Origin of the sequence: [Clostridium] colinum (assembly GCF_940677205.1) — a bacterium.
Lineage (GTDB): Bacteria > Bacillota > Clostridia > Lachnospirales > CAG-274 > Tyzzerella > Tyzzerella colina.
The window spans coordinates 190,576-205,088 of record NZ_OW712331.1 but is presented as its reverse complement, the minus strand read 5'-3'; the positions used below and the strand labels follow the sequence as shown (position 1 = coordinate 205,088).

Sequence of the window (14,513 nt, the reverse complement as noted above, 5' to 3'; positions counted from 1 at the left end):
AAGTTTTATAATATAAATTTTTATGTAAATTATTAATACTTATTAAATTAGGAGGTAATTTTTTATGAAAAAAAGACTTTTAACCTTAGGGTTATCTTCAACATTAGCATTAAGCTCTATAATGCCTGCTTTTGCTAATGCTATATCATCTAATGATGATAAAACATATATAGAAACAGCAATAGGATTTAAATATCCTGAGCTAATAGACGATTTAAAATCTAAAAATTTAAAAGCTACATTAACTGGTAATTCTATTAACATAACTGTAGACTTAAATCAATTTTTAGATAATTCGTCATCTACTACTATCGATGGTTATACAATCACTCCAGAGGTTATAAAAGAAAATGATAAAGTTACTATTGTAAAATTTAAAATAGAAAACTTGCCAGCATATGATAACTATAACCTTAAAGTAGATGGTAAAAACTATGCTACAACGGTTGTAAACTTAAGCACGGCTACATATTCAAAAAGGGTGAATATTAGCACAGCTACAAATATGGTTTTAGGTGATATAAATAAAGACAATAAAGTAGATATCTCTGACAGAAAATTGTTAGAAGATAATCTTAATAATATAAATGAAGAATATGACCTTAATAATGACAATAAAATAACTGCATCTGATATAGCAATAGTTAATGCTAATATGGTAAATATTTCTAGTCCTGAAATATTTGAAACAGAAATGGTAGCTTCTAAAGTTATAGAAAATATAAAGCAAGATGAAATTTCAAAGGTTGTTGATATTAAAGAAGGGGATGATATTAAGAATCTTTTTACAGAAAATGGAAGCGTATCATTTAAACCAAAAGAAAACGAGAAAAACTTATCTATACCACTAGAATTTAATACTGTTCAAGAAATGTCTAGTGTTGTAGTTACTATACCAGAAGGAGCTGAAAGCGCTGAGGTTGTTTTATATGATGAAAATAACAATATTATACAACCTGCCGAAACTTCTCCTGCTTTATTTACTAGAGCAAGAACTAATCAACAAGTTGTTGTAGTTAATCTTGGAGCTAGAAAACCTGTTAAAAAAATAAGCATTAATGTAGTTCCAGCACAAAATAACGAATATGTAGTAATAGATGCAGTTAAATTAATAGGAGATATTGTTAACGAAGACATTGTTCAAGATAATGTAGTAAAGAATATTAAAGCTATTGCGGATAGCGAACAAGTTTCTTTATCTTGGAGACCTGTTAATAACGTTACTGGATATAAAGTTTATTATGGTACAGACCAAAACAACTTAGACCAAGTTACTACAACAGATGTTCCTAATATAACTATAACTGGACTTAATAACCTTACAACATATTACTTTAGTATATCTGCTATATCTGGTGATTGGGAAGGTGAAAAATCTGCTATCGTATCTGCAACACCTTTACCTAAAAAAGCCCCAAATAGACCAGACTTTGTTAAAGCAACAGCTAATGATGGTTCTATAACTTTATCTTGGAACAAAGCAGAAAATGCCGAATCGTACAATATATACTCAAAAACCTCTAAAGATTCTGAATATAAAAAAGTTGCATCAAACATAACTAATACAAGCTACACATTAAGCGGTCTTACAAATAATGTTGAATACACTTTATATGTTACATCTGAAAATAGCGTTGGTGAAAGTACACCTTCTGAGCTTATAAATGCTACACCAAAAAAAGATATTGTAACACCCCCTACTTTACCTACAAAAGATAGAATACCTAATTCTAACATAGAAAAAGTAGAAATGGGAGCTTCTGGCAATTTTGATAGTGCTTTATATCCAAATGGATTTGACCCTAAATGGTTAATAGATGAAAACTTTAATACCGATTGGGTAGCACGTGTATTTTGGGAAACAAACACATTTTCATTTACTTTTAAACAACCTAAAACTATGGACTATTTAATATGGGCTCCTAGATTAGATGGTGAATATAAAAATTCTAACGAAAATTATACTATTACTGTATGGACTGATGGCCAAGACCTAAATGGAGCTGGAACTATTATTGCAAAAGATTATACAATAACAGAAAAATTTGATGAAAATAAATATTATGCTCTTACTTTCCCTAAAACAGAAAATATCAAAAAAATAAGTATAAAATTAGGTGAAAGAACAGGTGGACCTCGTGTAAATGGCTCTGAAGTAGCATTTTATGAATATAATGATATAGCCGATAGAATTAGTAATCTTTTTGCAAATTCCTCTAGAACAGAGCTTAAAAAAGAGGTTACTAAAGAAAAGATAGAAGAGCTTAAAAATATTGTAAATAATACTGATGGTTTTGTAGTAGATAAAAATATTTTATTAAAAGAACTTGATATAGCAACTTCTCTTTTAAATAATAATAAAGAAGCATTAGGTGTTATAAAAGACAATATCTATTCTATAAATCCTCAAAATGATATTAAAAATTATGGTATATCTATAAATAATTGGCAACCTTTAGGTGTTGTTGGTAATGCTGGTAAAAAAGTTGTTATATATGCCGATATACCAGAAGGCGAAACTGTTTCTCTTGTTGCTACACAGTTTTTTGAAGAAGCAGACAAATTATCTTCTGCACCTATAACTTTAAAAAATGGTAGAAATATTATAACTATTCCAAAATTAGGTAATATAAATACAGATAGAGGTGGCTCTTTATATGTTACTTATACTGGAGAAAAAGCTTCTCAAATTAAGCTACAAGTAGTTGGAGCACACAAAATACCTTACCTTGAGCTTAGAGATTTTCACAAACTACAAGAAAAAGAAATAAAAGAAAGAATAACTAAATTTATAGAAGAGCTTATAGCTTATAATCCTAATGGTTTACCTGGTAATAAAGAATGGCAACTTCTTAACCAAGCCGAAATTTCTTTACCTAACGTTTTATTATCTTTACCTGCTAATAAAGTTTTAGAAGGTATTAACCAAAATGTTTCTAGCTTAGAAGAAAAGGTTAATAAAATGTATGATAATGTTAAAGCATGGGAAGAGCTTATGGGCGTTATGTATAAAACTTATGGTATAGATGACCATAAAAATGCTAGCTTAGAAACAAGACATAATATACGCTATATGAAAATGTTTGCTAATGCATTTATGTACGCTTCTGGTAATCATATAGGTATACAATATGGCTCTGTTGCTCCTCTTATGAATGGTAAACCAGTAAATGAACAAACACCTAATGAAAGAGAAAATAACTTATTTGGCTGGGGAATAGCTCACGAAATAGGACACGTAATGGATAAACTAGGCAAAGCCGAAGTAACTAATAATATTTTCTCATTAATGGGTCAAACTTATGATGGTAAACAAAATACATTGCCATCTAGACTTGAGCTTAACAATGTATATGACAAAATATTTAAAAAAGTTTCTGTTGGTAACGAAGGTATTCCTAACGACTTATTTACCCATTTAGGTATGTATTGGCAACTTCATTTAGCTTATGATGACGGTGAAAATCCATTTATGTTTTATAATGAACTTTATAAACTTTATAGAACAGATAATAGCTTAAATAGTTTTAGGGATATGGATAAATTTGCAGTTGCTGCTAGTAAAGTTGCTAAAAAAGATTTAACAGAGTTCTTTACAAGATGGGGTGTATCCTTATCTGAAAGTGCTAAAACAGAAATAGCTAAACAAGAGAAAGAAACTAGAGCTATATACTATATTACAGACCAATCTAGAAGAGAAAGATTAAATAATAATGAAGGTAACAAAAATATTATTGTATCTGCTTCTTCTGCTATAAATCCAGAAAATCCTAAAGAAATTATAGTTACAATAGATGAAAAAAATAATCAAAATGTACAAGGATATGAAATAATAAGAAATGGTAAAGGTATTGGATTTACTACAACAAACACATATAAAGACTTTATAGGTTCTGCCAACAATATGGCCTTTACTTATGAAGTTGTACCAGTAGATATATTAGGTAATATTAGTGATAAACAGCCTGCTGGTCAAGTTAAAATATCTTATGATAATACAATAAATACTTCTTTATATAAAATAGATGAAAACACTGGAATTGTAACATTTAATGAACCAACTGTTGTTACTGGTATTAAAGTTACACCTAAAGATAGTAACACAGAGATGCCAACTGGTAAATATACAGTTTATGCCGATATTGCAGAGCCTGTATCTCCAGTATCTGAAGCAGAAACTATTCCAGATGGATTTAATAAAATAGCTAAAAATGGTGATTTTGCTAATAACTTTGCTAGTGCTCCTAAAACATATATAAATTACTTTAATAGACCTGGTTCTACTGAAGATAAAATATGGGCTTATGATGTTACTAGATTAAAATTAACTGGATTTGATTTTAAAAAATATAATGTAGAATTTTTATCTTATCCAGGTGATAATGTAGAATTTATGAATATGGGTGTTGGTAGATTAGCTAATGATTATATTTATGATAGTGTTGACGAAAATGGTCAACCTATTAAAGAAAAAATAGCTAAAGATACTTTAGTTATTATTGGTAACTATCGTGGCAACTCTGCCTTAAGCAATATATATATTAAAGGTAAATATGCTACTCAGAATTCATTAATAGAAAATCCTACAACAGAAGAACGTGTGGTAAGCGGTTATACTCTTATGCTTGATACATTAGATGAAGACGGTACTATTACTTCTTCAACTGCTGGTGGTATATTTATATTTGTACCTGAAATACAAGGTGAAAATGAAGATAAAAATCATCAACACGAAGGTATTAGCGATTTACCAACAGAAATTATGGCTGAAATGTGGCAAGGTGAATTTAATGGAGAAAATAGTCGTATGACAAGTAACACAACTTGGTCTACTATGCCTAGTGATGACTCTTTACCATTAATAGTTCTTCAAAATGGAGAAGATAATACACCAAAAATAACTATTAAATAATTTTATATATAAATCAATTTTTTGAATAATTTGTATTCAAAAACAGATATACCTACCATTTTAAATATGGTAGGTAAATATTAAAAAAGGAGTTTTTATTGTGATAAAAAAATTATTATCTAGTATTTTAATAACTTTAATGTTTGTGACAAATGTTTTTGCTACAAACACAACTGTATCTATTAATGTAGACAATAAAGTTGCAAATATAAATTTAGATGGTATAAATAATAATATCCATGGATTACAATTAAATATTATAGATGAAAACGGTAATACTAATGTAAAATTTGAACCTGCTCAAAATTTTACTTATTCATTAATTAAAGAAAAAGAAAATAATGGAAAAACTACTATATCTATTGTTATAGATAACGGTGGTATCCTTACTGAAAATAATTCTTTAAATCTTGGTAAATTAATATTTAATAATAAACCTAACTTATCTAAAAATGTTACTTTAGAGCTTGTTAATTTAAATGAAAGTTTAAAAGGAACTTATACTGATATTACTGCTAATATAACAGTTAAAGAAGAAACTAGTACAGAAAATACTACTAGTAGCAATAATAATAATAGTAATATTTCTTCTGGTGGTAGTGCTACTATTGGAAAACCAAATGATAAAAATACAGAATCTACTACACAAGCTAGTACAGAAAATAATAATAAAACTGAAAATAATGATAAAATAAATATAGATACAATGTATCCTGTAATAAAACAATCAAATTTTTCTGATACATCTGGACATTGGGCTAATTCTTCTATAAAATATCTTGCAGATAGAGGCATTATAAATGGTGTATCTGAAACTTCATTTAAGCCTAATGATAATATAACTAGAGCAGAATTTGTAACGCTTCTTGCTAAAATGGATAATATTAATGAAAATAAATATAAATCTGAAAACTTTACAGATGTATCTAGCACTGCTTGGTTTAACCCATATGTAGATTGGGCTTATAAAGTTGGTATAACAAATGGTACAACTAATACTACCTTTGCACCTAATGCTAAAATAACAAGAGAACAAATGGCTGTTATGATAGAAAAATTCTGTGAATATAAAAAATTTGACTTAAAAAATAATAAAGAAGAAATAAGTTTTACAGATATAAATAATATATCTAGCTTTGCCAAAAGTTCAGTTACAAGAGTTCAACAAGCTGGTATTATAAATGGTAGACCAGATGGTAGCTTTGCACCTAAATCAAATGCAACTAGAGCAGAAGCTGCTCAAATGATTTATACTATGTTAACTATACAATAATTTTAATATAAAAGGTTGTAGACTTTGTCTCCAACCTTTTAAAAGTAACAAGATTATTTTTTAATCTACTATCTAGCTTTTTACACAATCTTAAGTAAAACCCTGTCTTGTGATTAGAATTTTTATACAAATCATAAAAATAAAAAAACTGTCGCTAAAATATTTTATCTACAGTCTAAAAGGTTATTTGTTAATAAAACAAATAACCTTTTTGTTGTCGCCGAATAGGCTTGATTAAACCACCAGCTATGCTGGTGGTAGGTAAAAACTCTTATAGAAAAGTAAAAACCTCCTATGATAGAATATAATTGGTCTGGCAACCAAAAATAAAATAATAGGAGGTTTTGTCATGAAAGACATAAATAGTTTATCACATTCTAAATGGAGATGCAAATATCATATAGTATTTGCACCAAAATATAGGAGACAAGAAATATACGGAAAGATAAAAGCAGATATAGGGAAAATATTAAGAATGCTGTGTGAAAGGAAAGGAAGGCAGAAGCTTGTAAAGACCATTACATATGTTAGTAGAAATACCACCACATTTAAGTGTATCACAATTTATAGGGTATTTAAAAAGTAAAAGTAGCTTAATGATATTTGATAGGCACGCAAATTTAAAGTATAAATATGGGAATAGGCATTTTTGGTGTAGAGGATATTATGTAGATACAGTAGGTAGAAATCAAAATGCAATAAAAGAATACATAAAAAATCAATTAGAAGAAGATATAGCAAATGACCAAATAAGTTTAAAAGAATATATAGACCCATTTATGGGTAGCCAGAGTAAGTAGGCAAAAAAATAGCCACTTTTAGTGGCAGCCAAGAAATAGTAATGTAATTGTCAGATCATTCAGTGCCTCTCTTTAGAGGCTTATAACAAGAAAAAAGCCCTTATAGGGCTTGAGCAAACCACCCGTTAAACGGGTGGTTTTGATTATATATAATTATTATCTATTAGTTTTGCTTAAAACATCATATAACTTAGACATTATAGTAGCCATTTCTGCTCTAGTAACAGGAGCAGTAGGATTTAATTTTCCATTGTTTCCAGATATAATACCTGAGTTAACTAATATTGCTACACTTTCATTTGCATAACTAGAAACTTTGTTTGCATCATTAAATTTATTTAATACACTTGCATCTGTATTTACATTTAAATCTAATGATTTTAATATTTGTGCTATCATAACCATTGTATCTTGTCTAGATATTACACTTTCTGGTTTAAACATACCGTTAGACCCATTTACTATACCGTACGTAGATGCTGTTCCTACATATGGTGCATAATATGCTGAAGGATTAACATCTGTAAATTTATTGTTAGCTTGTGGTTGTAATCCTAAAAGATTAACAAGCATAACTGTAACATCGGCACGTTTTGTTTGTCCATTAGGGTTAAAACTTCCATTTGCACCATTTATAACACCTGCTTTAGATAATTTATCAATATGAGCTTTTGCCCAATGATTAGCAGATATATCTCCAAATGTTTTAGCTTCACCTTCTACGCTAGGTAATTTGATAGTATCTAATGTAAGTTTTTTATCTTCTACAACTGTTTGATTATTTTCTGTATTATTATTGTTTGTTGTAGTATCTGTATTATTATTTTTATCACCTGTAACACCTACGTTAGCTCCACTACCATATGATCCTGTTGAGCCAGAACCTGAACCTCCTGTTGAGCCACCACTACTTGGGTTGCTTGGTTTTACTATTTCTGTATTATTACCATTAGCAACTGTTACATTATTAGAACTAGAGTTATTAACCGCTGATACAATAGTATTTTTACTTTCACTATTAGTTTCAACTTTATCAAGGTTTTTAACTCCTGTAAATATATCTGATGCTACAGAAGTAGTTTTTGCTTCTTTACCTAAATTAGCTGTACGAACATCTGTATCGGCAAATGCTTTTGCTTCTATTTTTGTTACTTTAGGTAAATCAACAGTTGTTACTTTAGATGCACCTTCAAATGCACTAGCTCCTACAGTTGTAACATTTTTAAAGTTTACATTTGTAATATTTGTATTTCCTTTAAATGCATTATCTGCTATAGTTGTTACATTATCTGTATGACCTTTTAAAGCTTCATCTGTTAAAGTAGTTATAGGATTAGTTCCATTACCTATTTGTGTTAATGTGTAAGTTTTTGTATCTGCTGTAAGTTTACCACCTTCAAATTTAGCATTTTCTTTTGATACTTGTCTAGCAGATCTAAATTTAGATTTTGGATTTGTATAATTTACTAAAGTAACTTCATCATCTTTAGCTCCTCTTTCAAATGTATATCCATCAACAGTTGCTTCTAAATATGAAACAGTAACATTTTTATTTGTTAATTTTGTTTTAAGTTCTTCTACATCTTTTTTATCAGTATTAAATGGTACTACTATATTAATTTTTGCAGTTGTTCCAAAAGCATCTTTATCTATATTTTGAATTGTTTCCTTTTTAAAATTTGGTAAGAAGAAGAAAACTGTATCTTTGTTAGCTACATCAAATGCATCTTTTTCAATTTTTGTTACTTTTTCAAGAGATATATAAGAAGGTACTGTTACCCCTTTTAATAAACCAGCTGGTATAGTAGCTTGTTCTGTTATATTACCCAAATCTTTTATAGTTGCTCCTCTAAAGAAACCTTGTTCTTCAAATTTAGCTTTTTCAAAATCTATTTCTATGTTTTCAATAGTTGCTCCTGTAAATCCATTCTCTAAGCTTTTAAATACTGTATCGTTTTCTTTAGGGGCGATATTTAATTTATATACTTTAGAATTTTCAAAAGCATTTTTTCTAACAATAAAATCTCCACTTTTAATAGGTTTAATATTTACAACACCATTAATAGTTGCTCCTTGTAAATTACTCTCTTTAAAATGATCTTGTACAGTACGTATTAATTCAGTATTATTTCTTTTAGTTTCTTCTCCACCTATTGTTGCATTTTTATATAATTCTTTTAAACTGCCGTCATTTAAACCACTAACAGCTATTTTTAATTCTTTCCCTATTGTAACATTTTCAAATTCATTGTTTTTTAATTGGTGTGTTTTAGGAGTTGGCTTTTCAATATTATACATAATTAATGAACCATCAACTGTAACACCTTTATTTGTTTCGTCTCCTTTAAATGGTTGTTTTTCTAAATTAATATTCCCTTCTTTATTACTATTATCTTTTATTTTGGAAAAATCTAAGTTCCCTTTTATATATGCATTTTGGAAAGCTTTTTCACCTATTTCAAGCCCTTTACCATTAATAGTCATTTCTGGAAATACTAAATCTCCCTCTACTGTAACACCATTAAAAGCATTTTTTACTATTTTTGTAAGGTTTGATGTAACAATATTATCTATTGCTTTTTTACTAAAACTAACTGTATTAGTACCATTACCTCCTAAATTATTAGTACCATCACCTATTTGAGTAATTTTAAAGGAATAAGTTTTACTATTTGATTCTGGCGTTATAACCTTAATAATTCCTGAATCAAGTTTTCCTTTAAAAGTTTTATTTTGTTCAGCAATAACTGATGATGTATTATTTATACTAACAAGTACTACAGCCCCTGTATCATAACCTGTAATATAAGTAGCATCAGCAGTATTGTCTTGTGTTAATACTTTAAAAGTATAATTTATTCCCTCATCTGATGTAACATTAATTACATCATTTTCTTTAGGTGCTTGTGCTGGATTTGTATTTTCTTCACTTGCAATAACATTTGCTTCTTCTGCATAAGCAACACTGCTCATAGCCGTAATGCTACCAATAGTAACAGTCATACCAATTGCCATAGCCTTAATAGCTTTTTTAGATAAATTTTTCTTCATTATTTATATCCCCCTATTTATTATTTGATATTTATTTTAAAAATATAAAATACATTTCAATATGTACTAATAATATAATATACCTTTTATATTATTTTGTCAATGCATGAAATATTACTAATTTATTACAAGAAATATGTAAAATTTTAATATACTGATAAAAATTTATTTATAAATATAATAAAAAAAAGAGGTTGTTTGTCAAATTTAGTGATAAATTTTTAAAATCTATAAATATAGCTAAATTATAATTTACTTTATGAGTATCTATGCACTTTATTTATACATTTATTATAAAAATATATATTAATTTATGATTTTTTAATAGTAATTTTCTATTTATAAAACATTTTAATTATTTATATTTTTATCTATCTCTAAAAACGGTAAACAACCATTTTTTTAACCTTTTATTTTTATACCGGACCTGCTTTTTTATGTTTAGATAATGGTTTTAAATGTATGTTAGCTCGTTGTTCGCTTTCTGCCCAGTATATATCTTCTGCAACTAAACATTCAGGGTTTAAATCAACACCATCCAATATTATTTCTTTAAATTTATGATATCCTGCTCTGTCTATCAAATGTCCTCCGTGTATATATTCTGGTTTATTATCCATAACCCACGCAGAAAACTTTTGCCAGTTTCCTAGCATTTGAAGTACTGTATTTTCATCTGCCCAATTTAAAAACATTTTTCCCATACGTGGATATTGTTTACCACTACGTCCACCAATTGTTACTCTATAAAGTTTTTTAGGCATTCTAGTCCACGCACTTGTAGGACATACAAGAACACATTCGCCACATCCAACACAACAACAAGCATCTTTATCTATTTTACCTTGAGAGTTTAAAGATAAAACTCTTGTTGCGTGGTGTTCACAAGCTTTAACACAACCACCACAACCAATACATCTTTCTGGGTGATATTGCATTTTTGAAACACCTATAACGCCAAAATCATTAAACTGTGCTTTACCACAATCGTTAGGACAACCAGACACAGATAATTTAATGTGATAATGACTAGGAAAAACTAATTTTTCAACTTTTTTAGCCATATCTTGTGTGTTAACATTAGCTTTTATACAATGTGTGTTTCCTATACAAGCCATAACATTTCTAGCACCTATTGTAGGGTATCCATTGTCATTAACTTCCATATCTACATCACAAAGTTCTACTTCTACTTCTTTAATATATTGTTTTATATATTTATTAACTTCTTCTATATGTTGATATTTGATACCTGGTATATTTAAAGTTTGTCTCATACCTGGATGAAAAGTTCCATTTCCCCATTTTTGAGCTACTTCTTGTATCATTGTTAAATGTTTTGCATCTATTAATGCCCCCGGAACACGCAACTGGAGCATAAATTCTCCTGCAACTTTAGATTGTCTATAACAATTTATACGAGTCTTTTTTACATCAATATCATAATTCATAGGTTATGGTCCTCCTTTAGTCTATTAAGTTTTTAGCATCAGTATAGTTAAATACTGGTCCTTCTAAACAAACATACACTTCATCTATACGGCAATGTCCACATTTACCTACTGCACAAGACATTTTTCTTTCAAAAGAAACCCATATTTTATCCTCTGGCACACCACATTTAGCCACTGCTAGTCCAGTAAACTTCATCATTTGAGGTGGCCCTACAATAATCACTTCATAGTCATCGCCAAAAGCTTTATAATCTATTTTAGAAACAAAATCGGTTACAAATCCTACATTCCAACCATCTATTTTATCTTTATCTAAAGTATAATAAGTGTTAAATTTATTTTTCCACTTTTCAAGTTCTTCTCTAAATATAATTCCTTCTTCATTTTTAAATCCAGATATTAAAGTTACACTTTTAGCTAAATCTTGTTCATAACAGGCATTTAACATACTTCTAACAGGAGCTAAACCTGTCCCACCTGTTATAATAACTAAGTTTTTACCTTTAAATTTTTCTTCAAAAGGCCAACCATTACCATATGCTCCACGTAAAAAGAGTGTGTCTCCAGGTTTTTTTTGGAATATTTCATCTGTAACTTTTCCAACAGCTCTAATAGTAAAATCTAACCAGCCATCACCAAAAGCCGATACAGATATAGGTGCTTCTCCTATCTTTGGTATAGAAAGTTGTAAAAACTGTCCGTGGTTTACTTTTATGTCTGTTTTTACTTTAAATGTATGCTCTAACAAACTTTCTTTTTTAATATCCAATATTTCACACGGAGTTGGCTTTAAAATATTATCCATCCTAACACTCCTCCTTTTCAATCTCTAAAATAGCATTGTTCATTTTTTCTACTGTTGCAACAATAGATATAAACTCTGGACAACGGTCTATACAACGTCCACAACCAGTACACATATGATAATCTTTAAAACGTTGTTTATAGTCATAAAATTTGTGTAAAACTTTATATCTCATTCTATCACCAGCTGTTGGTCTAAAAGAATGCCCTCCTGCCATATTTGTAAAGTCTGCAACTTGACAAGACGCAGATATTCTTCTTCTTTCTCCAATGTTAGAATTTTCATTATATATAATATCTGTTGTTGTAAAACAAGTACAAGTAGAACAAGATATTGTACAAGCTCCACAAGATATACAGCGTTTATTATATTCTTCCCACATTTTATGAGATTTTAATTTTGTTAAAATATCTTTATTTTTTATTTCAGGTGGTGTAACTTTTAGTTCATTTTCTTCTACAAATTTTAAGTCAAAATCTACTTTATCACCATCAAAATAATTTTCAAATTCATTATCTTTAATATCAACTACTAAATTATTTTCTTCATTTCTTATAGCAATAGAGTAGTTATCTGTTTTGTTACAGTCCATACTTACACAAAAACAAGTATCCCAACCTTTAGAACATTCTATTAAAGCTATTTTTACTCTATCTTTAACCCTTTTATAATAAATATCGCTAAACCCACCATTTTGTAAGTAAATTTTGTCTTGTCTTTCCATAGCGTTAATATCACAAGGTCTCATAAATAAAAGTATTTTTTTATCTTTGTCTTTGCTTTCTCTAAAGTCATCTTCTGTAAAGTAAAATATAGATTGTGTTATAGGAGATAAAACTTCTTTAGCAGGATAGTCTGACTTTTCGTCAAATACAATATCTTCTACTTTTTCTATTTTATCATAACGAATAATGTCTGTGTCAGAATATCTTCCTTGTTTTAAAAACCTTTTAGGTGCATAAACATCATATTCTTTAGATAAATTTTTAATAATTTCATTAACTTTTTGATAGCTAATTTTATATGCCAAAACAAACACCCCCGAAGTAAATTTATATAATACTTAGTTTATACTTGTATAATACCACTTATTATGTTATTATACAAATATAAACAAACAATAAGTGATATTAGTTTTTTCAATATCAGAGGTGAATTTATGATTACAATTAAGCATCTTATTATATTTAAAGAGGTTGCACGTGTTAAATCTATGTCAAAAGCAGCTGAAAATTTATATATTTCTCAACCTAGTATTTCTCAAAAAATACAAGAAATAGAAAGTTATTATAATGTTAAGCTATTTCAAAGATATTCTAAATCTCTTGGTATTAGTCAAGAAGGTCAATTATTTTTAGAACACGCCAACAGAGTACTTAATGAAATAGAAGAATTAGATAAAACTTTTTTTAATAACAAAGAAAATATTACTCTTAGAATTGGTACAACTTTAACAGTTGGTACAACTATCGCCCCAAAACTTTTTAAAGACATAAAAGAAAAATATAACAACTTAAATCTTAGTGTATATGTTGATAATACTCAAAGTATAGAAAGTCTTATATTAGAAAATCAATTAGATATTGGTATAATTGAAGGAGATATACATAACGAAAATATTATTCAAGAAGACTTTATAGACGATAAAATAGCCTTAATTTGTAGCTCTAGCCATCCTTTTTCTAAATATAAGACTATAACTCCAGATAAACTTGCAAATATGCCTTTTATAGTTAGAGAAAAAGGTAGTGCTACTAGGTCAAAATTAGAAAAATATATGATTTTTTATAAAGTACCTTATCATATAACTTGGCAGTGTCATAGCTGGGAAAGTGTTAAGGAAGCTGTTTTACATAATCATGGTTTAACTTTAATATCTATTAATCTTATAGAAAAAGAACTTGAAGAAGGACTTTTACACATAGTAAATGTAGAAGGCTGTAATTGGGATACCACGTTTTCCATATGCTATCATAAAAACAAAGCTTGGAACCAAAATTTAGAAATATTTAAAAATTATATCCTTAATATAAAAAATTATACTAGTAAAGAACAAAATCAAGACAAACTAAAACTTTATACATAAAAGCAAAAATATTATAATAAATAACTCTAACTTAAGCTTTAAGAGGGCTTTAGCCTCTTACAAAAACTTTGCTTTGTTGCTACCTCGGTGTAACAATTTTATTATTAATATAAAAGGTTGTAGACTTTGTCT

Annotated in this window: 7 protein-coding genes and 1 pseudogene; 4 read left to right on the top strand and 4 right to left on the bottom strand. The window is 28.4% G+C overall.

All coding sequences use genetic code 11. The features are described 5' to 3' along the window. Positions 1-64 precede the first annotated feature (64 nt). The 3 genes and pseudogenes from NBW53_RS00915 (at position 65) to tnpA (ending at position 6,985) form a co-directional block, all read left to right on the top strand. A complete protein-coding gene (locus NBW53_RS00915) occupies positions 65-4,912 on the top strand; it encodes a M60 family metallopeptidase (RefSeq protein ID WP_250278250.1) in 4,848 nt (1,615 codons plus the stop codon). Positions 4,913-5,012: 100 nt separating this feature from the next. Then, complete coding sequence (locus NBW53_RS00910; protein ID WP_250278249.1) at positions 5,013-6,185, top strand: S-layer homology domain-containing protein; 1,173 nt, start codon at positions 5,013-5,015, stop codon at positions 6,183-6,185. Between the two features lie 349 nt (positions 6,186-6,534). After that, positions 6,535-6,985 (top strand): annotated as a pseudogene (tnpA, locus tag NBW53_RS00905) (IS200/IS605 family transposase). 156 nt (positions 6,986-7,141) lie between these two features. Here the strand turns inward: tnpA and NBW53_RS00900 are convergent. The 4 genes from NBW53_RS00900 to asrA all read right to left on the bottom strand — a co-directional run bounded on the left by NBW53_RS00900 (position 7,142) and on the right by asrA (position 13,325). Next, the gene (locus NBW53_RS00900; RefSeq protein WP_250278248.1) at positions 7,142-10,036 is read right to left on the bottom strand and encodes an S-layer homology domain-containing protein; all 2,895 of its coding nucleotides are present in this window, start codon (positions 10,034-10,036) and stop codon (positions 7,142-7,144) included. Positions 10,037-10,452: 416 nt separating this feature from the next. Beyond that, a complete protein-coding gene (gene asrC, locus NBW53_RS00895) occupies positions 10,453-11,487 on the bottom strand; it encodes a sulfite reductase subunit C (protein ID WP_250278247.1) in 1,035 nt (344 codons plus the stop codon). 16 nt (positions 11,488-11,503) lie between these two features. After that, positions 11,504-12,295: an anaerobic sulfite reductase subunit AsrB gene (gene asrB, locus NBW53_RS00890; RefSeq protein WP_250278246.1), complete on the bottom strand. Its 792-nt coding sequence runs from the start codon at positions 12,293-12,295 to the stop codon at positions 11,504-11,506. A gap of 1 nt (position 12,296) precedes the next feature. Further along, the gene (gene asrA / locus NBW53_RS00885) at positions 12,297-13,325 is read right to left on the bottom strand and encodes an anaerobic sulfite reductase subunit AsrA (RefSeq protein ID WP_250278245.1); all 1,029 of its coding nucleotides are present in this window, start codon (positions 13,323-13,325) and stop codon (positions 12,297-12,299) included. A 129-nt stretch (positions 13,326-13,454) separates the two neighbouring features. On the opposite strand from asrA, the gene NBW53_RS00880 reads away from it, so the two are divergent. After that, complete coding sequence (locus NBW53_RS00880) at positions 13,455-14,381, top strand: LysR family transcriptional regulator (RefSeq protein WP_250278244.1); 927 nt, start codon at positions 13,455-13,457, stop codon at positions 14,379-14,381. Positions 14,382-14,513: the final 132 nt, after the last annotated feature.